Origin of the sequence: Streptomyces sp. NBC_00287, assembly GCF_036173105.1 — a bacterium.
Classification (GTDB): Bacteria; Actinomycetota; Actinomycetes; order Streptomycetales; family Streptomycetaceae; genus Streptomyces.
This window is the reverse complement of record NZ_CP108053.1, coordinates 1,846,211-1,868,248: the sequence shown is the minus strand read 5'-3', so window position 1 is coordinate 1,868,248 and position 22,038 is coordinate 1,846,211. Positions and strand designations below refer to the sequence as shown.

21 protein-coding genes are annotated in these 22,038 nt (G+C 70.1%); 16 read left to right on the top strand and 5 right to left on the bottom strand.

What is annotated here, in order from left to right; translation table 11 throughout:
* Positions 1-117: 117 nt before the first annotated feature.
* From infC to OHT76_RS08475, 10 genes are all read left to right on the top strand, one after another.
* Positions 118-828, top strand: a complete 711-nt coding sequence (infC, locus tag OHT76_RS08520; protein ID WP_328870138.1) for a translation initiation factor IF-3 — start codon at positions 118-120, stop codon at positions 826-828.
* 109 nt (positions 829-937) lie between these two features.
* Positions 938-1,132, top strand: coding sequence for a 50S ribosomal protein L35 (gene rpmI, locus OHT76_RS08515; protein WP_003977225.1), 195 nt, complete (start codon positions 938-940; stop codon positions 1,130-1,132).
* A gap of 110 nt (positions 1,133-1,242) precedes the next feature.
* Complete coding sequence (rplT, locus tag OHT76_RS08510) at positions 1,243-1,626, top strand: 50S ribosomal protein L20 (protein WP_232654097.1); 384 nt, start codon at positions 1,243-1,245, stop codon at positions 1,624-1,626.
* A gap of 92 nt (positions 1,627-1,718) precedes the next feature.
* Positions 1,719-2,567, top strand: coding sequence for a TrmH family RNA methyltransferase (locus tag OHT76_RS08505; protein ID WP_328870137.1), 849 nt, complete (start codon positions 1,719-1,721; stop codon positions 2,565-2,567).
* 53 nt (positions 2,568-2,620) lie between these two features.
* Complete coding sequence (locus OHT76_RS08500) at positions 2,621-3,757, top strand: sensor histidine kinase (RefSeq protein ID WP_328870136.1); 1,137 nt, start codon at positions 2,621-2,623, stop codon at positions 3,755-3,757.
* A gap of 136 nt (positions 3,758-3,893) precedes the next feature.
* A complete protein-coding gene (gene pheS, locus OHT76_RS08495; protein ID WP_328870135.1) occupies positions 3,894-5,015 on the top strand; it encodes a phenylalanine--tRNA ligase subunit alpha in 1,122 nt (373 codons plus the stop codon).
* Positions 5,015-7,558: a phenylalanine--tRNA ligase subunit beta gene (gene pheT / locus OHT76_RS08490; protein ID WP_328870134.1), complete on the top strand. Its 2,544-nt coding sequence runs from the start codon at positions 5,015-5,017 to the stop codon at positions 7,556-7,558. The genes pheS and pheT overlap by 1 nt, the downstream gene beginning before the upstream one ends.
* 151 nt (positions 7,559-7,709) lie before the next feature.
* The gene (locus OHT76_RS08485; protein ID WP_328870133.1) at positions 7,710-8,744 is read left to right on the top strand and encodes a PP2C family protein-serine/threonine phosphatase; all 1,035 of its coding nucleotides are present in this window, start codon (positions 7,710-7,712) and stop codon (positions 8,742-8,744) included.
* Positions 8,745-8,974: 230 nt separating this feature from the next.
* The gene (locus OHT76_RS08480; RefSeq protein ID WP_328870132.1) at positions 8,975-10,315 is read left to right on the top strand and encodes a transcriptional regulator; all 1,341 of its coding nucleotides are present in this window, start codon (positions 8,975-8,977) and stop codon (positions 10,313-10,315) included.
* A gap of 75 nt (positions 10,316-10,390) precedes the next feature.
* On the top strand, positions 10,391-10,930 hold the full coding sequence (locus OHT76_RS08475) for an NUDIX hydrolase (protein WP_328870131.1): 540 nt from the start codon (positions 10,391-10,393) through the stop codon (positions 10,928-10,930).
* Here the strand turns inward: OHT76_RS08475 and OHT76_RS08470 are convergent.
* Together OHT76_RS08470 and OHT76_RS08465 are read right to left on the bottom strand one after the other, a co-directional pair.
* Complete coding sequence (locus OHT76_RS08470; RefSeq protein ID WP_328870130.1) at positions 10,927-11,184, bottom strand: hypothetical protein; 258 nt, start codon at positions 11,182-11,184, stop codon at positions 10,927-10,929. The genes OHT76_RS08475 and OHT76_RS08470 overlap by 4 nt on opposite strands.
* 182 nt (positions 11,185-11,366) lie before the next feature.
* Entirely contained in the window at positions 11,367-12,227 is an 861-nt protein-coding gene (locus OHT76_RS08465; RefSeq protein ID WP_328870129.1) for a 3-hydroxybutyryl-CoA dehydrogenase, read from the bottom strand.
* 175 nt (positions 12,228-12,402) lie between these two features.
* Here OHT76_RS08465 and OHT76_RS08460 point away from each other — a divergent pair, with 175 nt between their 5' ends.
* Entirely contained in the window at positions 12,403-13,623 is a 1,221-nt protein-coding gene (locus OHT76_RS08460) for a glycoside hydrolase family 10 protein (protein WP_328870128.1), read from the top strand.
* Position 13,624: 1 nt separating this feature from the next.
* On the opposite strand, the gene OHT76_RS08455 is transcribed toward OHT76_RS08460, so the two are convergent.
* Complete coding sequence (locus OHT76_RS08455; protein ID WP_328870127.1) at positions 13,625-13,822, bottom strand: DUF1918 domain-containing protein; 198 nt, start codon at positions 13,820-13,822, stop codon at positions 13,625-13,627.
* Positions 13,823-13,914: 92 nt separating this feature from the next.
* On the bottom strand, positions 13,915-14,829 hold the full coding sequence (locus tag OHT76_RS08450; RefSeq protein WP_328870126.1) for a DMT family transporter: 915 nt from the start codon (positions 14,827-14,829) through the stop codon (positions 13,915-13,917).
* Here OHT76_RS08450 and OHT76_RS08445 point away from each other — a divergent pair.
* The 3 genes from OHT76_RS08445 (at position 14,828) to OHT76_RS08435 (ending at position 17,457) form a co-directional block, all read left to right on the top strand.
* Positions 14,828-16,261, top strand: coding sequence for an aminotransferase-like domain-containing protein (locus tag OHT76_RS08445; RefSeq protein ID WP_328870125.1), 1,434 nt, complete (start codon positions 14,828-14,830; stop codon positions 16,259-16,261). The two genes, OHT76_RS08450 and OHT76_RS08445, sit on opposite strands and share 2 nt — an antisense overlap.
* A 61-nt stretch (positions 16,262-16,322) precedes the next feature.
* A complete protein-coding gene (locus tag OHT76_RS08440; RefSeq protein ID WP_328870124.1) occupies positions 16,323-16,757 on the top strand; it encodes a GNAT family N-acetyltransferase in 435 nt (144 codons plus the stop codon).
* Between the two features lie 106 nt (positions 16,758-16,863).
* Positions 16,864-17,457: a histidine phosphatase family protein gene (locus tag OHT76_RS08435; RefSeq protein WP_328870123.1), complete on the top strand. Its 594-nt coding sequence runs from the start codon at positions 16,864-16,866 to the stop codon at positions 17,455-17,457.
* Here OHT76_RS08435 and OHT76_RS08430 read toward each other — a convergent pair.
* The gene (locus tag OHT76_RS08430) at positions 17,446-17,895 is read right to left on the bottom strand and encodes a DUF6314 family protein (protein WP_328870122.1); all 450 of its coding nucleotides are present in this window, start codon (positions 17,893-17,895) and stop codon (positions 17,446-17,448) included. The two genes, OHT76_RS08435 and OHT76_RS08430, sit on opposite strands and share 12 nt — an antisense overlap.
* A 143-nt stretch (positions 17,896-18,038) precedes the next feature.
* Between OHT76_RS08430 and OHT76_RS08425 the strand changes: the two genes are divergently transcribed.
* Positions 18,039-20,522 (top strand): alpha-L-arabinofuranosidase C-terminal domain-containing protein, encoded by a 2,484-nt coding sequence (locus OHT76_RS08425; protein WP_328870121.1) that lies wholly within the window; start codon positions 18,039-18,041, stop codon positions 20,520-20,522.
* A 107-nt stretch (positions 20,523-20,629) separates the two neighbouring features.
* Positions 20,630-21,979, top strand: coding sequence for an FG-GAP repeat domain-containing protein (locus OHT76_RS08420; RefSeq protein ID WP_328870120.1), 1,350 nt, complete (start codon positions 20,630-20,632; stop codon positions 21,977-21,979).
* The last annotated feature ends 59 nt before the right edge of the window (positions 21,980-22,038 follow it).

The window sequence follows — 22,038 nt, the reverse complement described above, 5'->3', positions numbered from 1 at the left end:
ACGGTGGAGTCACCCGAGATTGCGCCCCGCGGTTGACCGCGGCGGTGTTCCGGCATTTCAGGAGCCCCGCCTGTGTCCCGTCCGGGGCATTTTTCATGTGCCGCGATGGTTGGTCCTATGTCAACAGAGACATACGCGGCTGTCCGCCAGACCGCCGTGTGGTGCTACCGAGGAGGATCCATCAGCGCCGAGCCCCGCATCAACGACCGGATTCGCGTTCCCGAGGTGCGACTTGTCGGTCCCAGTGGCGAGCAGGTGGGCATTGTCCCGCTGGCGAAGGCACTGGAGCTTGCGCAGGAGTACGACCTGGACCTGGTCGAGGTCGCGGCGAACGCCCGTCCGCCCGTGTGCAAGCTCATGGACTACGGGAAGTTCAAGTACGAGTCGGCCATGAAGGCCCGTGAGGCGCGCAAGAACCAGGCGCACACGGTCATCAAGGAGATGAAGCTCCGGCCGAAGATCGACCCGCACGACTATGACACCAAGAAGGGTCACGTCGTCCGGTTCCTCAAGCAGGGCGACAAGGTCAAGATCACGATCATGTTCCGTGGTCGCGAGCAGTCCAGGCCGGAACTCGGCTACCGACTGCTGCAGCGTCTCGCGGAGGACGTCCAGGACCTCGGTTTCGTGGAATCGAACCCGAAGCAGGACGGCCGAAACATGATCATGGTTCTCGGTCCGCACAAGAAGAAGACCGAGGCGATGGCCGAGGCCCGCCAGGCGCAGGAAGCCCGCAAGGCAGAAGCGAAGGCCAATCCCGGCAAGTCGCAGAACGCCGCGGAGTCCGAGGACGCCGAGGCCCCTGCCGAGGCTTCCGCCGAGGCGTGATCCCGGGGGACGCAGTCCCCAGGATGTAACCGAAACCAGTACGACGCTCCACCGTGCCCGGTTTAACGACCGGGCACCGGAGCGCCACCGACGAGGAGAGAACGGCGCTATGCCGAAGAACAAGTCGCACAGCGGTGCCAGCAAGCGCTTCAAGATCACCGGCTCCGGCAAGGTGCTCCGCGAGCGCGCCGGCAAGCGCCACCTGCTCGAGCACAAGTCGTCCCGCGTGACGCGTCGCCTCACGGGCAACGCCGAGATGGCCCCGGGCGACGCCGCGAAGATCAAGAAGCTTCTCGGCAAGTGACGCATCGGCGCTTGATCGTTTGATCAGTCCGCGCCGTACGTCAGGACCGGGACCCAATCGAATTCGGGCCGTGTGAGGACACCCACGGCCCCGCTACAAGGAGTTAACAAGTGGCACGCGTCAAGCGGGCAGTCAACGCCCACAAGAAGCGCCGGGCGATCCTCGAGGCGGCCTCCGGCTACCGCGGTCAGCGTTCGCGCCTGTACCGCAAGGCCAAGGAGCAGGTCACCCACTCGCTGGTCTACAACTACAACGACCGCAAGAAGCGCAAGGGTGACTTCCGTCAGCTGTGGATCCAGCGCATCAACGCTGCTGCCCGCGCCAACGGCATCACGTACAACCGCTTCATCCAGGGTCTGAAGGCCGCCAACGTCGAGGTCGACCGCAAGATCCTCGCCGAGCTGGCCGTCAACGACGCCACCGCGTTCGCCGCGCTGGTCGAGGTTGCGCAGAAGGCCCTGCCGGCGGACGTCAACGCGCCCAAGGCTGCGTGACGCAAGCGCTGGCTTTGAGCCGACGTGACATGAGGGACCCGCAGGCTTTTGGGCTTGCGGGTCCTGTTGTGTAGTTTCCGAAAGTGAGCCACATGCCCTCCGCCAGCCCTGAGCTGATCTCCCCCCGTTCCCCCCGCGTCTCCGCCGCCCGGCGGCTGGCCAAGCGGAACTTCCGGGGGAAGGAGCGACTGTTTCTCGCGGAGGGGCCGCAGGCCGTGCGGGAGGCCGCCGGGTATGCGGACACGCTGGTCGAGCTGTTCGCCACGGTCGAGGCAGCGGAGCGCTACGCCGACATCATCGGTGAGGCCCGTACCGCCGGAGCACGCGTTCATCTCGCCTCCGAGGACGTCATCGCCGAGATCTCGACGACCGTCACCCCGCAGGGCCTAGTCGGGGTCTGCCGGTTCCTCGACACCCCCTTCGAGGAGATCCTCGCCGCTCGGCCCAAGCTCGTGGCCGTGCTCGCCCATGTGCGGGACCCCGGGAACGCCGGCACCGTGCTGCGGTGCGCCGATGCCGCCGGTGCCGAGGCCGTCGTACTGACCGACGCGTCCGTCGATCTCTACAACCCCAAGGCCGTACGCGCCTCTGTCGGCTCGCTGTTCCATCTGCCTGTCGCCGTCGGAGTGCCCGTCGAGCGGGCAGTGGCCGGGCTCAAGGACGCCGGCGTGCGGATCCTCGCCGCCGACGGCGCCGGTGAGGACGATCTCGACGACGAGCTCGACAAGGGGACCATGGGCGGGCCGACCGCCTGGGTGTTCGGGAACGAGGCCTGGGGGCTCCCGGAGGAGACCCGCGCGCTCGCGGACGCCGTCGTGCGCGTCCCGATCCACGGGAAGGCCGAGAGCCTGAACCTCGCCACCGCCGCGGCCGTATGTCTCTATGCGTCGGCCCGTGCACAGCGCGCCTCCGGAGGGTGCCGCTCCGTCACCGAGAGCTAGTAGGGTGACCAGCTCGGGGGCCCCTCAGCCGTCGTGAGAGGTGGGGTACGGGGATGAGTGTCGGCACGAGCAGCGCGCCGGGAGCACGGGACGTGAGCCGCCCGCCCGCGCCCCGGTCCGGCGATCTTGCCGAGCTCGGCATCGACCCCGACGACCTCCCCGACGGCCTGGTCGTCGCCGACGAGCACGGCCACGTCATCTGCTTCAACGCCGCCGCCGAGCGCATCACCGCCGTCTCCGCCCCCGAAGCCCTCGGGCAACGGCTGGAGAAGGCCCTGCCGTTAGAGGATCTGGAGGGCCGGCGCTGGTGGCAGCTGACCGATCCCTACGGCGGTCTCGCCATCCGGGTGCGGCAGCCCGAGCGGAATCTGCTGCTGCCGGGCGGCCGGGAAGTCCTCGTCTCCGTGCGGTACGTCCGCACCGAACCCACCGGACCGGTCCGCCGCGTCGTCGTCTCCCTCCGTGACACCGAGGCCCGGCGCCGCACCGAGCGCAGCCACGCCGAGCTGATCGCCACGGTCGCCCACGAACTGCGCTCGCCCCTGACCTCCGTCAAGGGGTTCACGGCCACACTCCTGGCCAAGTGGGAGCGGTTCACCGACGACCAGAAGCGGCTGATGCTGGAGACCGTCGACGCCGACGCCGACCGGGTCACCCGGCTCATCGCCGAGCTGCTGGACATTTCGCGGATCGACTCCGGCAGGCTGGAGGTGCGCCGCCAGCCCGTCGACATCGGTGCCGCCGTCGGACGGCACATCCAGGCCTACGTCGCCGCAGGGCAGCCCGCCGACCGGTTCCTGCTGCGCCTGGAACAGCCGCTGCCCGACCTGTGGGCCGACCCCGACAAGATCGACCAGGTCCTCAGCAACCTGCTGGAAAATGCGGTGCGGCACGGCGAGGGAACCGTCACGATTGACGTCACGCCCACGGCGTCCCCCCGAGAGGGCGAGGACGCCGGCACGTCGGTCACGGTGAGCGACGAGGGGTCCGGCATCCCGGAGGAGTCCATGAACCGCGTCTTCACCCGCTTCTGGCGGGGCAGCAAGCGCGGCGGCACCGGGCTCGGGCTCTACATCGTCAAGGGCATCGTCGAGGCCCACGGCGGCACCATCACGGTCGGCCGCGCGGCCGGCGGCGGCGCCGAGTTCCGATTTACGTTGCCCGTGGCCGCACCGGCGTATCTCGCCTGACGGCCGCGGGCGCATTCGCAGACCTCCACCCCGTTAGACTCGGCCTTTGGCACCTTTGTGTCCCCGTTTTTGGGACCAGGCGTCCCCCGAGTCGGGACGGGGACCATCCGCCAGCCAATCGGAAGCACGGGAAGAGATGTCGGCACCGAATAAGTCGTACGACCCTGTAGAGGTCGAGGCCTTGAAACCGGAAGAGATCGAGCGCATGCGGGACGAGGCGCTCGCCGCCTTCGCCGCCGCGGACTCCCTCGACGCGCTCCAGGAGGCCAAGGTCGCCCACACCGGCGGCACCTCCCCGCTGGCCCTCGCCAACCGCGAGATCGGCGCCCTGCCCCCGCACGCCAAGGCCGCCGCCGGAAAGCTCGTCGGCCAGGCCCGGGGCGCCGTCAACAAGGCGCTGGCGGCACGCCAGGCCGAGCTGGAGGCCGAGCGTGACGCCCGGGTGCTGGTCGAGGAGGCGGTGGATGTCACGCTGCCGTACGACCGCGTACCGGCCGGCGCCCGCCACCCGCTGACCACGCTCTCGGAGCGCATCGAGGACATCTTCGTGGCCATGGGCTACGAGGTCGCCGAGGGCCCCCAGGTCGAGGCCGAGTGGTTCAACTTCGACGCCCTCAACATCGGCCCGGACCACCCGGCCCGCGGCGAGGCGGACACCTTCTTCGTCGAGGGCCCGCAGGGCGGCACCGAGTCCGGTGTCGTACTGCGCACCCACACCTCGCCGGTGCAGATCCGCTCGCTGCTCGACCGCGAGCTGCCGGTGTACGTGATCTGCCCGGGCCGCGTGTACCGCACCGACGAGCTGGACGCCACCCACACCCCGGTCTTCCACCAGGTCGAGCTGCTCGCCGTCGATGAGGGCCTCACCATGGCGGACCTCAAGGGCACCCTGGACCACATGGTCCAGTCCCTGTTCGGCGAGGGCATGAAGACGCGGCTGCGGCCGAACTTCTTCCCCTTCACCGAGCCGTCCGCCGAGATGGACATGGTGTGCTACGTCTGCCGCGGCGAGTCCGTCGGCAACCCCGACCGGCCCTGCCGTACCTGCTCCAGCGAAGGCTGGATCGAGCTCGGCGGCTGCGGCATGGTCAACCCGCGGGTGCTCACCGCCTGCGGCGTCGACCCGGAGAAGTACAGCGGCTTCGCCTTCGGGTTCGGCATCGAGCGGATGCTGATGTTCCGCCACAACGTCGAGGACATGCGAGACATGGTCGAGGGTGACGTCCGGTTCACCCGGCCGTTCGGGATGGAGATCTGATGCGGGTCCCGCTTTCTTGGCTGCGGGAGTACGTCGACCTGCCGGCCACCGAGACCGGCCGCGATGTGCAGGCCAAGCTCATTTCGGCCGGCCTCGAGGTCGAGACGGTCGAGCAGCTCGGCGACGGCCTCAAGGGCCCGCTCGTCGTCGGCCAAGTGCTGACCATCGAGGAGCTGACGGAGTTCAAGAAGCCGATCCGCTTCTGCACCGTCGACGTCGGCACCGCTGGGGGCACCTCCCAGGCTTTCGGCTCTGGGGGAGGCACCGGTGAGCCCCAGGAGATCGTCTGCGGCGCCCGGAACTTCCAGGTCGGCGACAAGGTCGTGGTCGTGCTCCCCGGCGCCGAGCTGCCCGGCGGCTTCGCGATCGCCGCGCGCAAGACCTACGGCAAGACGTCCCACGGCATGATCTGCTCCAGCGACGAGCTGGGCATGGGCGACGACGGCACCAAGGGCATCATCGTGCTGCCCCCGGAGACCGAGGTCGGCAAGGACGCCATCGAGCTCCTCGAACTGGTCGACGAGGTCCTGGACATCGCCGTCACCGCCAACCGCGGCGACTGTCTGTCCATCCGCGGCGTCGCCCGCGAGACCGCCATCGCCTACGGTCTGCCGCTGCGCGACCCGGCGCTGCTCGACGTCCCGGCCCCGAACGCCTTCGGCTACCCGGTGCAGGTCTCCGAGCCCATGGGCTGCGACCGCTTCACCGCTCGTACCGTCACCGGTCTGAGCCCCGAGGCGCGCTCCCCGATCTGGCTGAAGCGCCGGCTGCAGAAGGTCGGCATGCGGCCGATCTCGCTCGCCGTCGACGTCACCAACTACGTGATGATGGAGCTCGGCCAGCCGCTGCACGCCTACGACCGGGGCCTGGTCCAGGGCACCATCGGCGTCCGTCGCGCGGCCGAGGGCGAGAAGATCGTCACCCTCGACGGCACCGAGCGGAAGCTGCACGCCGAGGACCTGGTGATCACCGACGACCGCGGCCCCATCGGCCTCGCGGGTGTCATGGGCGGCGCCAACACCGAGATCGCCGACCACGACGACGTCGAGAACGCGTCGACCGACGTGGTCATCGAGGCCGCGCACTTCGACGCCGTGTCGATCGCGCGTACGGCCCGCCGGCACAAGCTGTCCTCCGAGGCGTCCCGCCGCTTCGAGCGCGGTGTCGACCCCATGGCCGCCGCCGCGGCCGCCCAGCGCACCGTCGACCTGCTGGTGCTGCTCGCGGGCGGCACCGCCGAGGCCGGCGTCACCGAGGTCATCGCCCCGTCCGCGCCGCACACCATCACGGTCCCGGCGAACCACCCCGACAAGGTCGCGGGCGTCGACTACGGCCGGGAGACCGTCGTACGCCGCCTCCAGCAGGTCGGCTGCGATGTGTACGGGCAGGACGAGCTGATCGTCACCGTCCCGTCCTGGCGGCCCGATCTGCTGGAGAAGAACGACCTCGCCGAGGAGGTCATCCGTCTCGAGGGCTACGAGAACCTGCCCTCCACGCTGCCCAAGCCGCCGTCCGGCCGTGGCCTGACCCACCGTCAGCGTCTGCACCGCCGCGTCGGCCGTGCCCTGGCCGGTGCCGGGTACGTCGAGGCGCCGAACTACCCGTTCATCAACGAGCAGGTCTTCGACCAGCTCGGCCTCGACGCCGACGACCCGGCCCGCCGGGTCGTGAAGCTGACCAACCCGCTCAACGACGAGGAGCCCGCGCTCCGTACGTCGTTGCTGCCGGGCCTGCTGGGTGCCCTGCGGCGCAACGACGGACGGGGCTCGCACGACCTGGCCCTGTTCGAGACCGGCCTGGTCTTCCTCCCGCGCGAGGAGCAGCGGACCGCCGCCCACCTGCCCGTGGACCGGCGTCCCACCGACGAGGAGATCGCCGCGCTCAACTCCGTCCTGCCCGAGCAGCCGCGCCATGTCGCCGTCGTCCTCGCGGGCGCCCGCGAGCAGGCCGGCTGGTGGGGCGCGGGCCGTCCGGCCGGCTGGGCCGACGCGGTGCAGGCCGCGCGGACCATCGCCGCCGAGGCGGGCGCCGAGCTGATCGTGCGGTCCGGCCAGTACGGGCCGTGGCACCCGGGGCGGTGCGCCGAACTGGCCGTCGCCGCCGATGGTGTCGAGCGGGTCGTCGGCCACGCCGGTGAGCTGCACCCGCGCGTGCTCAAGGCGCTGGGGCTGCCCGCGCGCACCTGCGCGATGGAGCTGGACCTGGACGCGCTGGAGCAGGTGGGCGACGGTGTGCCGCAGGCGCCGAGCATCTCCTCGTTCCCGGTCGCCACGCAGGATGTCGCCCTCGTGGTCGACAAGTTCGTGCCGCACGCGGACGTGGAGGCTGCGCTGCGCGATGGTGCGGGTTCCTTGCTGGAGGCTATTCGGCTGTTCGACGTGTACGAGAACGCGGAGCAGCTGGGTGATGGGAAGAAGTCGCTGGCGTACGCGCTGCGCTTCCGCGCGGGCGACCGGACGCTGACCGTTGATGAGGCGTCGGCGGCAAGGGACGCTGCGGTGGCCCTCGCGGGCGAGCGCACGGGAGCGGTGCTTCGGGGCTAGTGCGCCTGAGGGGTGGGGGACTGACCTCACTCAATAGGGTGACTTCTTGGGGTGAACTAGCCCTCTTGGGTCATGCCTCGACAGAATCGGACCGGCCTTTCGGGGTCGGTCCGATTCTGTGTTGACAGGGCCTACATGGGGGGCCATCGGCATGATCCGCATCAAGGCTGTGTTTCCCCGCCGGCTGCTCGCGCTGGGGTTGCCCACCGCCTGGGGCGCGATGGCGATCACGTACAAGCTCACCTGCCCTCTTGCCCAGCAGGACGGCATCGGAGCGCGCGTGGTCACCAGTGCCGTGTTCTTCGCGGTCGGCACCGGGCTGATACTCCATGTACGGCAGGCGCTGCTGCGGGAGTTGCGGCAGATCCGCCGGGTCGCCGGAGTCGCGCAGAGCGTGCTGCTGCGGCCGCTGCCGCCGCGTATCGACGGACTGAACATCGCCGCCGCCCAGCTCTCCGCCGACCGCGGCGCCTGTGTCGGCGGGGACCTGTACGAGGTCATCGCCACCGAGCACGGCGTACGGGTGGTGATGGGCGACGTACGCGGGCACGGCATCACTGCCGTCGGTACGGCCGCGGCCCTCCTCGGCAGCTTCCGCGAGGCGGTGCACGACGAACCGGACCTGGGCCGGGTGCTGCGGCGCCTGGACCGGGCCCTGGCCCGCCATCTGCGCGAGCGCTCCCGTGACGAACACCCCACGGCGGAGGAGTTCGCGACGGTCCTGCTGCTGGAGATCGGCAAGGACGGCGAGGTGCGGGTTCTCAACTGCGGTCATCCATGGCCGTATCTGGTGAGCGGTACGACGGTCGAGTTGCTGGCTCGCGCGGATCCGCTGCCGCCCCTCGGCCCCTTCCCGCTCCCGCACGAGCTGTCAGCCGCGGTCGCGGGTCGCGTGCTGCCGGGCGAAGCGCTGGTGCTCTACACGGACGGTGCCGAGGACGCACGCGACGCGCGTGGCCAATTCTTTTCCCTACGGGCGGCGCTTGTGGGCGCGGTTCACACTCAGCCGAACTCCCCTCAGCTGATCCTGCGCACGGTCTTCAGGGCGCTGATGCGCCATGCAGGAGGCACACCGGCCGACGACATCGCGCTGCTGATCCTGCGGAACGATCGAACCCACCTCTTAGGGGCGCGAGGAACTGCGCGACCAGCCACGACGCACCCGCAGCCGACAACGCACCTTTAGCGCAACGACGAACAGTCACCCGGCGTAGCCGGCGCAGCGTCCCGGCAGGGCCGCCGCACTGTACGAGGGGGAGCCGGCGGCCCGGCCGGCCTCTTTCGAGGCAATTCAGTCAACCGGTTGGCAACTCTCCGCGACAGTGTGCACACAGCCCGGATTCGAGCACTCCGTTCACACCCCGTGTGAAGGCGGAACCACTACTCTGACGGCACCGAGCCACCCGGGGGGCATATATGCAGCCCAACACTCTGCTCGACGCGATCCTGGACGAGGCGGGGATCTCGCACGCGGGTCTTGCGGCACACGTGAACCAGGCCGGACGGGCGCGCGGGCTCGCGCTCAGATACGAACACACCGCCGTGGCACGGTGGTTGAAGGGGCAGCGGCCGCGCGGTCAAGTCCCCGACCTGATCTGCGAGGTGCTGGCAGGCCGGCTCCAACGGCCCGTCACCCTCGACGACATCGGCCTCGGCGTACCCGGCGAACCCTCCGCCCCGCACGGCACCTCGCTGTCCGGCTTCGTCGAGCGGGCCACCGCCCTGTGGCGCTCCGACGAACAACAGCGCCCGCACATCCTCGGCGCGCCCGCCGTCACCGGCACCCCCGCCGTGATGCCCGTGTGGGAGTGGGAGAACCCGCCCGAGGACGTGGACGTCTCGCGCGGCGGCCGACACCGGGTCACCCCCGCCGACCTCACGATGCTGCGCGCCGCCCGCACCCACTACGAGCAGATGTACCGCAAGGCCGGCGGCATAGCGACCCGCACCCGGATCGTCGGCTTCCTCAACGCCGAGGCAGCCCCGCTGCTGCGCGGCAGCTACACCGACGCCACCGGTCGTCAACTGCACCGGGCCACGGGTGGGTTGGTGGCCATCGCGGGGATCTGCGCCTACGACTCCGACGCGCACGGCCTCGCCCAGCGCTACTTCCACCAGGCGCTGCGGCTCGCGAAGGCCAGCGGCGACCGGGGGCTCGGCGCGTATGTGATCGCCCTGCTGGTCAACCAGGCCCTGTACATGCGGGAGTTCCGTCAGGCCGTCGCCTTCGCGGAGGCCGCGTTGCGCGCCGCGGGCCGGCACATCACCCCGGCGCTCGCCTCCGACCTGTACGCGATGCAGGCGAAGGCGTACGCGCACCTCGGTGACGGCACGAGCGCCATGTCCTGCATCCGGCGTGCCGAGCAGGCCGCCGAGCGCATCCGGCGCGGATACGAACCCGATGAAACGGGCTATGTCCAGCCGGGACTTGTCAATGTCCAGGTGGCGGAGGCGCTGCTGAGCCTGGGCGAGCTGGCGGCGGCCGGGGAGCACGCGGCCGCGGCCGTCGACAATCCCGCCCATGACCGGGGCCGGGTGCACCGGCTGGCGATGCTCAGTACGATCGAACTGCGGCAGGGCCACGCCGACAAGGCGGTGGCCACCGCTGTGCAGATGGCCGAACAGGCCCGGGGAATGGAGTCCCAGCGACTGCGCGACAGACTCCGGGCGGTACGCGAATACCTGGTGCGCAGCGGCTGTGCGGGCACCGCCGAGGCCGCCGAACTCATCGACGGAGCGCTGCGCGTACCGCTGTAGACCGTTGCGCGAGCACCGACAGCACATAGTCCCTGCTGCGATATTGCCACTTACTCGACGGAAGGTGGCAGAACCGTGCAGTGGACGAAACAGAACGAACGGACTGTGTACTCAAATCGCTGGTTCAGCGTCAATCTCGCGGATATCGAGCTGCCGGACGGCCGGCACCTGGACCACTTCCTGATACGGCTGCGCCCGGTCGCCGTGGCCACGGTGGTCAATGAGGCCAACGAGGTCCTTCTGCTGTGGCGCCACCGGTTCATCACCGACAGCTGGGGGTGGGAACTCGCGGCCGGAGTGGTCGAGGACGGCGAGGACATCGCCGTAGCCGCCGCCAGGGAGCTGGAGGAGGAGACCGGCTGGCGGCCGGGGCCCCTGCACCACCTCATGAGCGTGGAGCCGTCCAACGGACTCACCGACGCCCGGCACCACATCTACTGGGCGGACGAGGGCGAGTACGTCGGACATCCCGTGGACGACTTCGAATCGGACCGCCGGGAATGGGTCCCCCTCAAGCTCGTCCCCGACATGGTCGCCCGTGGGGAGGTCCCGGCCGCCAACATGGCGGCCGCGTTACTCCTGCTGCACCACCTCAGGCTCGGGCAGGACGCCTAACGCCCCAGCGCCTGCCAGATCGCCACGACCAGGGCGCCCACGGCCGTGACGGCCGCGATCGACGGCAGCGGCCATCGAGCGTGCTCCAGAGTGACCATCCGCGTGTTCAACTCGTCCAGTTCCTTGGCGGTCTCCTCGGTGCGATGGGTGATCAGTGCCAGTCCGCCCTCGACGCGTGCGTATGCCACGTCGAGTCGGCGTCGTAACTCTGCGAGTTCTCCTTGGACGACGGAATGCTCGGGATCGGCGGTCACGAACCGCTCCTTTCCGTAGTCGTCTCACATCCCTTGCATGCGCATCAGGAGTCAACTCCCCTGGTGGACACGTGGGGAGCGTGTGCGGAGGGCATATGCGGGCCCGCAGTGCACACGGTGTGTGAATGCCGCGGGCCCGGCACTCGCAGGAGTGCCGGGCCCTTTCAAGCCACTGTCCGTAATCAGCCGTAGGTGTAGAAGCCCGAGCCGGACTTCCGGCCGAGGCGGCCGGCGTCGACCATGCGCTGGAGCAGCGGGGGAGCGGCGTACAGCGGCTCCTTGTACTCCTCGTACATCGAGTACGCCACGGACGCCACCGTGTCCAGACCGATGAGGTCGGACAGCTTCAGCGGGCCCATCGGGTGGGCGCAGCCAAGCTCCATGCCGTTGTCGATGTCCTCGCGGCTGGCGATTCCGGACTCGAACATCCGGATCGCGGAGAGGAGGTAGGGGATCAGCAGCGCGTTCACCACGAAGCCGGAGCGGTCCTGGGCGCGGATGGCGTGCTTGCCCAGCAGCTTCTCGGCGAAGCCCTGGGCGCGGCTGAGCGTGCCCTCGGAGGTGGTGAGCGCCGGGATCAGCTCGACCAGCTTCTGCACCGGGGCGGGATTGAAGAAGTGGATGCCGATGACGTGGTCGGGCCGCGAGGTGGCGACCGCCAGTTTCACCAGCGGGATGGAGGAGGTGTTGGAGGCCAGGATGGCGTCCGGCCGGGTCACGACCTGGTCGAGCACCTGGAAGATCTCGGTCTTGACCTGCTCGTTCTCCACGACGGCCTCGATCACCAGATCGCGGTCCGCGAACTCGCCGAGGTCGGTGGTGAAGCTGAGTCGCGCCTGTGTCGCCGCCAGCTCGTCCTCGCTGATCTTGCCGCGTTCGGCGGCCTTGGTCAGGGAGTTGAACAGCCGGGTGCGGCCGATCTCCAGGGCCTCGCCGGTGGTCTCGGCGACCTTCACGTCCAGGCCGGCCCGGGCGCACACCTCGGCGATGCCGGCTCCCATCTGGCCGCAGCCCACCACTCCGACGCGCTCGATGTCCGTCACATCGTCCCTTTCGCAGATCTTCGGCTGGGGGCAGGTCCGCCGTTGTCTCCGGTGCCTGCTCCGTTCGTGCACGTTACTCCCAAGTATCGATGATCGATCGTCGGGGTCGGGCATCCTGAGGCGCGGAGACGGTCCGTGACGGTGCGGATCCGCAGGGCAATTGGGGGTGCAGAGGATGGGCCGAGTCACGCGCAGGGCCTTCGCACTGGCCGCGCTGGCGACCTTCTCGACGGCATCGGGGGCGTCGGCCGCGCCGAGCATGCGGCATCTGGCCGGCGAGATGCGGGGTATGTGGCTGGCGACGGTGGCCAACCGGGACTGGCCTTCCGTGCCGGGCCTGAGCGCGGCGGCGCAGCGCGCCGAGCTGATCGCCCACCTCGATGCGGCGGTACGGCGGCGGCTGAACACGGTGATCTTCCAGGTGCGGCCCACGGCCGACGCCCTGTGGCCCTCGCCGCACGAACCCTGGTCGGCCGTGCTGACCGGGACCCAGGGCAAGGCCCCCGGCTGGGACCCGCTCGGCACGGCCGTACGCGAGGCGCACGCCCGCGGGCTGGAGCTGCACGCCTGGTTCAACCCGTACCGGATCGCCGAGCACACCAATCTGACGAGGCTCGTCGCCTCACACCCCGCCCGCAAGCACCCCGACTGGGTCGTGCGATACGGCGGGCAGCTCTACTACAACCCCGGGCTGCCCGAGGTCCGCGCCTTCGTGCAGGACGCGATGCTGGACGCGGTGCGCAAGTACGCCGTCGACGGCGTGCACTTCGACGACTACTTCTATCCGTATCCGCTGGCGGGCCATAGCTTCGACGACGATGTCGCCTACGACCGCCACGGCGCAGGCTTCGCCGGCCGGGCCGCCTGGCGGCGCCACAACATCGACCGGCTGATCGAGGAGACGGCGGCCCGGATCAAGCAGGTCCGGCCGGGCACCCAGTTCGGGATCAGCCCCTTCGGGGTGTGGCGCAACGCCGGCACCGACCCGCTCGGCAGCGACACCCAGGCACTCCAGGCGTACGACGATCTCTACGCGGACACCCGGAAATGGGTCCGGAAGAACTGGGTCGACTACATCTGCCCGCAGCTTTACTGGCACATCGGCCACACCGCTGCCGACTACGCCGTACTGCTGCCCTGGTGGGCGCGGGCGGTCCGGGGCACCGCGACGAAGCTGTACGTCGGCGAGGCGCTGTACCGGGCCGGCGACCCGACGCAGTCCGCCGCCTGGCAGGACCCGGACGAGCTGTCCCGGCACCTCACGCTGGCGCGCAACCATGCGGAGGCGCGCGGGCAGGTCTTCTTCGCCGCCCGGGAGGTGGCGGCGGATCCGATCGGGGCCATGGCGCGGGTGGTCGCCGACCACTACCAGCAGCCGGCGATGCCCCCGCGCTGAACTATCCGAGGGTGGTGTCCTTGTGGCGGATCTCCGTGTCGGGGCCGGGGGAGCACAGGCCCTCGTGCCCGTCCTCGAAGCGGACGCGGTACGGCGGATTGCCCTCCTGGCCCAGTACTTCGACGATCTCGCCGACCTTGTCGTGCTGTCCGACCACCCTGCCGTGCTGGACAAGTTGGTCGCCCACGGTTGCACGCATCTGGAGGCCTCCTCAGCAAGTGCGGGAGCAGCGGTCCGTGGCCTTGAGTCTACGGCCCGGGGCGGCGGTGGGAAGTGGGTCGTACGGCCCACTCAACCGCGCGCCCTTTGGGTGACGGCGATGCAGACGAGCACCGCCGCGGCCGTCAGTGGGGCGGCCACTGTCAGATGCTCGCCCAGCAGCAGCACCGACCACACCAGTGTGAGCAGCGGCTGGGCCAACTGCAACTGGCTGGCCTTCGGGATGCCGATGACCGCCATGCCCCGGTACCAGACGACAAGGCCGAGGAACTGGGAGCCGGCCGCCACCCACAGCACCCCGGTCACGCTGTGCGCGGTGAGCTGGACGGGCTCCTGCGTCAGGGCGAGCGCGGCGGCGGGCAGGGACACCGGCAGACACAGCACCAGCGCCCAGCCGATGACATGCCAGCCCGGCATCACCCGGGCCAGCCGGCCGCCCTCGGTGTAGCCGGCCGCGCACACCAGCAGGGCCGCGAACAGATACAGATCGGCGCTGCTGAGGGCGCCGCCGCTCTGCTGCACGGTGAAGGCGACCACCGCGGCCGCCCCGGCCAGCGCCGCCGTCCAGAAGGTGCGCGAGGGGCGGGTGCCCATGCGGAGGGCGGAGAGCAGCGCGGTGGTGAGCGGGAGCAGGCCGACGACGACCGCCGCGTGCGCGGTGGTGGAGGTCTGGAGCGCGAGCGTGGTCAGCAGGGGGAAGCCGACGACGACTCCGGCCGCCACTACGGCGAGTCCTGCCCAGTGCTTGCGGTCCGGCAGCGGCACCCGCAGCGCCAGCAGACAGCCACCGGCGAGCAGCGCGGCGAGGACACTGCGCACGGCCACCAGCGACCAGGGGCCGAAGCCCTCCAGACCCCAGGCGGTCGCGGGGAAGGTGAGGGAGAAGGCGGTGACGCCGAGGGCGGCGAGCATGGTGCCGGTCGTCCGGGGGGTGGCGGTGTCGACCGCTATCGCGACCGGTGCAGTAGCGCTACTCTGTGCTCTCATGCAAGAGCGTAGCAGCGTCGGTGAACTGGCAGACCAGCTGCGACGGGAGCTCGACCGCTACTCTCATGGTGGAAAGCTCCCGTCGAGCCGGGCGCTCGTCGAGCGGTTCCGGGTGAGCCCCGTGACCGTCTCGCGTGCCCTGGCGCAGCTGGCGGCCGAGGGTCTGGTGGTGACCCGGCCCGGCGCCGGCGCCTTCCGCGCCGGGCCGCGCGCCGAGGCGGCGCCCGCCGGGGACACCTCCTGGCAGGAGGTCTCCCTCAGCGCGGACGGCGCCGCAGAACTCGTACCGCGCTCGGTGGACGCCTCCGGTGTCCTGGTCTCGCTCGCCGCTCCGCCGCCAGGTGTGATCGAGTTCAACGGCGGCTATCTGCACCCCTCCCTCCAGCCGGAACGGGCCATGGCGGCGGCGCTGTCCCGGGCCGGACGCCGGCCCGGCGCCTGGGGCAGGCCGCCCATGGAGGGGCTGCCGGAGCTGCGCGAATGGTTCGCTCGGAGCATCGGCGGCGCGGTCACGGCGGCCGAGGTCCTGATCACCTCCGGCGGCCAGTCGGCGCTGACCACGGCCCTGCGCGCGCTGGCCCCGCCCGGCGCGCCGGTCCTGGTGGAGTCGCCCACCTACCCCGGCATGCTGGCCATCGCCCGGGCGTCCGGCCTGCGCCCCGTGCCGGTCCCCGTCGACCCGGACGGGGTGCGCCCCGCCCTCCTCGCCGACGCGTTCCGGGCCACCGGCGCCCGGGTCTTCGTCTGCCAGCCGCTCTTCCAGAACCCGACCGGCGCCGTGCTCGCCCCCGACCGCCGCGCCGAGGTGCTGCGTATCGCCCGCGAGGCCGGTGCCTTCGTGATCGAGGACGACTTCGTACGGCGGCTGGTGCACGAGGATGCGGGGCCGTTGCCGCGTCCGCTGGCCGCCGATGACCCCGACGGGGTCGTCGTGCACGTCGGCTCCCTGACCAAGGCGACCTCCCCGAGCTTCCGCGTGAGTGCCCTGGCCGCCCGCGGCCCGGTGCTGGAGCGGCTGCGCGCCATTCAGGTCGTGGACACCTTCTTCGTGCCCAGGCCGCTCCAGGAGGCGGCCCTGGAATTGGTCGGTTCGCCCGCTTGGCCGCGTCATCTGCGCGCGATCTCTTCGGAGTTGCGACTGCGCCGGGACGCGATGACGGCCGCGCTGCTGAGCGAGCTGCCGGAACTCGCCCTGCCGCACATCCCGTCCGGCGGCTACCACCTCTGGCCCCGCCTCCCCGACGGCACCGACGAGACGGCCCTGACCGCCGCCGCCCTGCGCAAGGGCGTCGCGATCACCCCCGGCCGCCCGTACTTCAGCGCCGAACCCCCCGCCGCCCACCTGCGGTTGAGCTTCGCGGCGGTGGCCGGGACGGGGGAGATCACGGAGGGAGTACGGCGGCTGCGGGCGGCCTGCGAGGAGGTCGGGTAGGGGGTCACGCCTCGGCGAAATCCGCTCGACGTAGGCTCCCGCGGCCTGCGAATCTCCCCGCATGACCGACATGCCGAGCCTCGCCGAGGGCTACGAGATCTCCGCCGACCCCGCCCGTATCGACGTCGAGCGCGTGCACCGATGGCTGTCCACGGACGCGTACTGGGCGCTCGAGCGGCCCCGCGAGAAGCAGGACAGGGCGATCGAAGGGTCGCTCAACTTCGGGGTGTACGAGGTGGTTTCGGGGGAGCAGGTGGCGTATGCCCGGGTCGTGACGGATCGCGCCACCTTCGCCTGGCTCTGCGATGTGTATGTCGATCCGTCGGTCCGCGGCAAGGGCATCGGGTCGGCGCTGGTCGGTACCGTCCGCGAGGAGCTGCGGCCGTACGGGATCCGGCGGATCCTGCTCGCCACCCATGACGCGCACGGCGTCTACGAGAAGCTGGGGTTCGCTCCGCTGGAGCGGCCCGACCAGTGGATGGCGTTCGGTTTCTAGTGAGTTGTCCGGCTGATCCTGACCTGGAAGTAAGGTCTCGCACACCCTGGGTAACTCAAAGGTAACGCCTCTTGACCTGCGCACTTTCCCGAATCACCATCGCGGCATGTCACTTCGGGTCACGTTCGTCGCCGCCGCGCGCAGCTCCCCGCTGCTCGCGGAGCGCTTCGAGGACGACCGTCCGCTGGACCAGGCCGGCTGGGACGAGGTGCAGCGCGTCGCCCACGATCTGGTGTCGCTGTCGGCGGCCGAGCTGCGCTACTGCTCACCCACGCCGCGCAGCCGCGCCACCGGCGACGCCCTCGGCTATGCGCCGCTGGTACAACTCGCGCTGCGGGACTGCGACATGGGCCGTTGGCGCGGGCTGACGCTGGGCGAGGCGATGGCTCGCGAGCCGGAGGCGGTGGACGCCTGGCTCGCGGACCCGCGCGGCACCCCGCACGGCGGTGAGTCGCTGGTCTCCTTCATCACCCGGGTCGGCGGCTGGCTCGACACCCGTCCCGTGGGCGACGGCGGCCGGGTCGTCGCCGTGGCCGAGCCCGCGGTGATCCGCGCCGCCCTGGTGTACGCCCTCAAAGCGCCGCCCGCGACCTACTGGAACCTCGACGTCCGCCCCCTGTCCACAACGACGGTCACCGGCCGGGCGGGCCGCTGGAACCTCCGTTTCGACGGGGCGCCGACAGAGCCCTCACGGGCATAGCGCCCGGGTGTAGTCGGTGGTGAGGACGAGGTCCTTCGCGGGCCCGCCTACCCGCCACACCGTCCGCCAGCGGTCCTCGTCGAGGACGGTGAACTCGCCCCGGTAGAGGTCGGCCGCGCAGGGATGGTCCGCGAGGTGATGGCCCGTGGACAGGTCCAGGTCGTGGAAAGGGCGGCCGTCGGCGAAGCGGACGTCCGCCGTGCCGGGCGCGTCCCCGGCCAGGAAGCGCAGGGTCCGCTCGGCGGGCCGTGCCACGCCCTGCCAGACAAAAGAGCCGGACTCCTCGTGCAGTAGCCCGCCGCCCTCCAGTGGGCTGAAAACAGTCGTGCCGGTGAACTCGCCCCGCGCGTCGCTCGCGTGATCCCGCACGGACCGCCGCACCTGCCACGAGCCCGTCAGATACGCGAGCGCATCCGGTACTGGCCAGAACTCGCCCATAGCGACCCCGACTCCGTCCCATCCGTTCCTGCGCGACCCATTGACGCGTTCCTGCCCCCTCCCTATCTTGCCGTTCGAAGTGCTGATCAGTGTCTGATATTTCGAACATTCCGTTATGTCGAACAATGAGCCGCGGAGTATCCATGTCACGCACCCGCACCCGCTGGAGACTCGGTCTCGGCGCCACCGCCTTCCTGGTGGCGACCACCGGACTCGTCCCGGCACCCGCGCACGCCGAGGACGTCACCGACTACGCGATCACCGTCGACCCGACGGCCCAGGGCGCGAAGATCGACGACACCATGTACGGCGTCTTCTTCGAGGACATCAACCGGGCCGCCGACGGCGGTCTGTACGCCGAGCTCGTGCAGAACCGGTCCTTCGAGTACTCCACCGCCGACAACGGCTCGTACACACCGCTCACCTCCTGGGCGGTCTCCGGCACGGCCCAGGTCCAGAACGACACCGGCCGCCTGAACGAGCGCAACCGCAACTACCTCTCCCTGGCCGCCGGTTCGTCCGTCACGAACGCCGGATACAACACCGGCATCCGCGTCGAGCAGGGCAAGCGGTACGACTTCTCGGTGTGGGCGCGGGCCGAGAGCGGCAGCAGCCTCACCGTCTCCCTGAAGGACGGCGCGGGCAGCCTCGCGACCGCCCGCCAGGTGGCCGTCTCCGGCGGCTGGAAGAAGTACACCGCCACCTTCACCGCGAGCCGCACCAGCTCCCACGGCCGCCTCGCCGTCGCCTCCTCCGGCGCCGCCGCGCTCGACATGGTCTCGCTCTTCCCGCGCGACACCTACAAGGGCCAGTCGAACGGCCTGCGCAAGGACCTCGCCGAGAAGATCGAGGCCCTGAACCCGTCGTTCGTCCGCTTCCCGGGCGGCTGTCTGGTCAACACCGGCTCCATGCAGGACTACAGCGAGTCCTCCGGCTGGCAGCGCAAGCGCTCCTACCAGTGGAAGGACACCATCGGTCCCGTTGAGGAGCGCGCCACCAACGCCAACTTCTGGGGCTACAACCAGAGTTACGGCCTCGGCTACTACGAGTACTTCCGCTTCTCCGAGGACATCGGCGCCATGCCGCTGCCCGTCGTCCCCGCGCTCGTGACAGGCTGCGGCCAGAACCGCGCCACCGACGACGAGGCACTGCTCCAGCGGCACATCCAGGACACCCTCGACCTCATCGAGTTCGCCAACGGCCCCGTCACCAGCACCTGGGGCAAGAAGCGCGCCGAGATGGGCCACCCGAGGCCCTTCGGCCTGACCCACCTCGGAGTCGGCAACGAGGAGAACCTCCCGAACGAGTTCTTCGCCCGCTTCCAGAAGTTCCGCACCGCGATCGAGGCGAAGTACCCGGACATCACGGTCGTCTCCAACTCCGGCCCCGACGACACCGGTTCGACCTTCGACAGCCTCTGGAAGATGAATCGCGAGGCGAACGTCGACATGGTCGACGAGCACTACTACAACAGCCCGCAGTGGTTCCTCCAGAACAACGACCGCTACGACAGCTACGACAGGAACGGCCCCAAGGTCTTCCTCGGCGAGTACGCCTCCCAGGGCAACGCCATGAAGAACGCCCTCTCCGAGGCCGCGTTCATGACCGGCCTCGAGCGCAACGCCGACATCGTCAAGCTCGCCTCGTACGCCCCGCTGCTCGCCAACGAGGACTACGTCCAGTGGCGGCCCGACCTGATCTGGTTCAACAACCACGCCTCCTGGAACTCCGCCAACTACGAGGTCCAGAAGCTGTTCATGACCAACGTCGGCGACCGGGTCGTCCCGTCCACCGCGACCGGCACCCCGAACGTCAGCGGCCCGATCACCGGCGCCGTCGGCCTCTCGACCTGGGCGACCAGTGCGGCGTACGACGATGTGAAGGTGACGGCCGCGGACGGAACCTCGCTGCTGAGCGACGACTTCTCCGGTGACGCCTCGAAGTGGACGCACAACGGCACGGGCAGCTGGACCATCCAGGACGGCGCCTACGTCCAGACCGACGAGGCCGCCGAGAACACCCTGGTCACCGCCGGTGACCCGGCCTGGCACGACTACGACCTGCATGTGAAGGCCACCAAGAAGTCCGGCAAGGAGGGCTTCCTCGTCGCCTTCGGCGTCAAGGACACCGGCAACTACTACTGGTGGAACCTGGGCGGCTGGAACAACACCCAGTCCGCCGTCGAGCAGGCCTCGGACGGCGGCAAGTCCACGCTGATCTCCAAGGCCGGTTCGATCGAGACGGGCCGCGCCTACGACATCGACATCAAGGTGCGGGGCCGTCAGGTGACCCTCTACCTGGACGGCCAGGAGTGGGGCAGCTTCACCGACGACAAGCCGGCCGAGCCGTTCCGCCAGGTCGTCACCAAGGACGCGGCGACCGGTGACCTGATCGTCAAGGTCGTGAACGCCCAGGCCGCCGAGGCCCGTACCGCGATCGACCTGGGCGGCGCGAAGGTCGCCTCCAGGGCCCGGGTGACCACCCTGGCGGGCGACCCGGACTCGGTGAACACCGAGACGAACACCCCGGTCACGCCGGTGACGTCCACCGTCTCGGGGGTCTCGGCGAAGTTCGAGTACACCTTCCCGGCGAACTCGGTCACATTTCTGCGGATCAGGCAGAGGTAGTTCTCGCTCACGTACAACCTCATGATTCACATGGGGGTCGTACCGGGGACGGCGGGCGTTCACCTGGCGCCCGCCGTGTCCGGAACGTGGTGAGCGGGGGTCGGCGAGTGAAGCGTGTGCGGCGGGCGGCGGTGGCGGGTGCCGTAACGGTGGTCGTGGTGGCACTGGTGGGGCCTTCCGCCCCCGCGGGCTCGCCCGCCGCGTCCCGGGGGCCCGTGACGGACTTCGACGGGGACGGGTACGAGGACTTCGTGATCCCCAATGAGTTCGGCACTGTGGACGGCGAGCGGTTCGCCGGGTACGTCGGCGTGGTGTACGGCTCGGCGACTGCCCACAAGCCGCGCACCCAGGTGATCTCACAGAACTCGCCCGGTGTGCCGGACCGGGCGGAGCAGAACGACAGCTTCGGCGTGAACCCGACTACCGCTGACCTGGACGGCGACGGCTACACGGACCTCGTCGTGAGCGCGTTCGGCGAATTCCGCGGCCCCGATCGGACGGTGCTGTGGGGCGGACCGCGAGGCCTGTCCGGCGGTACCGCGATCGACGTGGGCAGCGGACCCGGGGTCACGGGCGACTTCGACGGGGACGGACACCTGGATCTGGCAACCGCGGGGATGGTCGCCTACGGACCGGTCACCCGGCGGGACGGGGCGGCGCGTACGGCCAAGTTTGCTCTGGACACCGGTGAGCACTCCTCGGACGACGAACTGGACAAGTGGGAGACGTTCGACCTCGCGGCTGGTGACGTGAACGGCGACGGCATCACCGATCTCCTGGCCACGGCATGGGTGGACTACGACGCCAATCTGGTGGGCCCGCCCTTCCTGCTCTATCTCAGGGGTACGCCCGACCGCCTCGCCAGGCCGAAGACCGTGGAGAACGCCAAGGGCAAGGATCTGCGGGGCGGCCAGGCACTCGCGACGGGAGACCTGGACGGGGACGGAATCGACGACGTCCTGTTCGGGGACGTCTACGACACGGACGACGGCCATGTGGGCGTGGTGCCCGGCAGCGCGTCCGGCCCCGACGGCGGCGACGCGACAGTCGTCCGTGCCAGGAGCGGGGACAGGGACTTCGGCTCCGCCCTGGCCGTCGGGGACGTCGACGGTGACGGTGACCTCGACGCGGCGATCGGATCTCCCTGGTCCCCGGTGAACAAGCGGGAGCTCCAGGGCCGGGTGGCCGTGCTCATGGGAGACGGGTCCGGACGACTGACCGGCAAGGGCGCCCAGTCGATCGACCGCGCCGCCTGCGATCTGCCGGCCGGGGGTTCGGACGTTCACCGCTTTGCTTCGGACGTGCGGCTCGCGGACCTGAACGCCGACGGCCGGGCGGAGCTCCTCACCAGCTGGATCGTCGACAACCGGATCCGCGGGTACTGCGTGCTCCCCGGCACGTCGGGCGGCCCGGCCGGCTCGAACCCCTACTTCATCGAGGCGCCCAAGTACCGCTGAGCCCCCTCCGGTGAAGCCAGTGGATTGCATAAACATGCATTGAAACGTATAGTCGTGCC

Bases quoted from the DNA above. Each gene is read 5' to 3' on its own strand.
- pheT (WP_328870134.1), top strand. From the start codon at position 5,015: ATGCGGGTCCCGCTTTCTTGGCTGCGGGAGTACGTCGACCTGCCGGCC.
- OHT76_RS08455 (WP_328870127.1), bottom strand. From the start codon at position 13,822: ATGCGTGCAACCGTGGGCGACCAACTTGTCCAGCACGGCAGGGTGGTC.
- OHT76_RS08425 (WP_328870121.1), top strand. From the start codon at position 18,039: ATGTCACGCACCCGCACCCGCTGGAGACTCGGTCTCGGCGCCACCGCC.
- pheS (WP_328870135.1), top strand. From the start codon at position 3,894: ATGTCGGCACCGAATAAGTCGTACGACCCTGTAGAGGTCGAGGCCTTG.
- OHT76_RS08480 (WP_328870132.1), top strand. From the start codon at position 8,975: ATGCAGCCCAACACTCTGCTCGACGCGATCCTGGACGAGGCGGGGATC.
- OHT76_RS08450 (WP_328870126.1), bottom strand. From the start codon at position 14,829: ATGAGAGCACAGAGTAGCGCTACTGCACCGGTCGCGATAGCGGTCGAC.
- OHT76_RS08500 (WP_328870136.1), top strand. From the start codon at position 2,621: ATGAGTGTCGGCACGAGCAGCGCGCCGGGAGCACGGGACGTGAGCCGC.
- OHT76_RS08440 (WP_328870124.1), top strand. From the start codon at position 16,323: ATGACCGACATGCCGAGCCTCGCCGAGGGCTACGAGATCTCCGCCGAC.
- OHT76_RS08485 (WP_328870133.1), top strand. From the start codon at position 7,710: ATGATCCGCATCAAGGCTGTGTTTCCCCGCCGGCTGCTCGCGCTGGGG.
- OHT76_RS08505 (WP_328870137.1), top strand. From the start codon at position 1,719: ATGCCCTCCGCCAGCCCTGAGCTGATCTCCCCCCGTTCCCCCCGCGTC.
- OHT76_RS08460 (WP_328870128.1), top strand. From the start codon at position 12,403: ATGGGCCGAGTCACGCGCAGGGCCTTCGCACTGGCCGCGCTGGCGACC.
- OHT76_RS08445 (WP_328870125.1), top strand. From the start codon at position 14,828: ATGCAAGAGCGTAGCAGCGTCGGTGAACTGGCAGACCAGCTGCGACGG.
- infC (WP_328870138.1), top strand. From the start codon at position 118: ATGTCAACAGAGACATACGCGGCTGTCCGCCAGACCGCCGTGTGGTGC.
- OHT76_RS08430 (WP_328870122.1), bottom strand. From the start codon at position 17,895: ATGGGCGAGTTCTGGCCAGTACCGGATGCGCTCGCGTATCTGACGGGC.
- OHT76_RS08435 (WP_328870123.1), top strand. From the start codon at position 16,864: ATGTCACTTCGGGTCACGTTCGTCGCCGCCGCGCGCAGCTCCCCGCTG.
- rpmI (WP_003977225.1), top strand. From the start codon at position 938: ATGCCGAAGAACAAGTCGCACAGCGGTGCCAGCAAGCGCTTCAAGATC.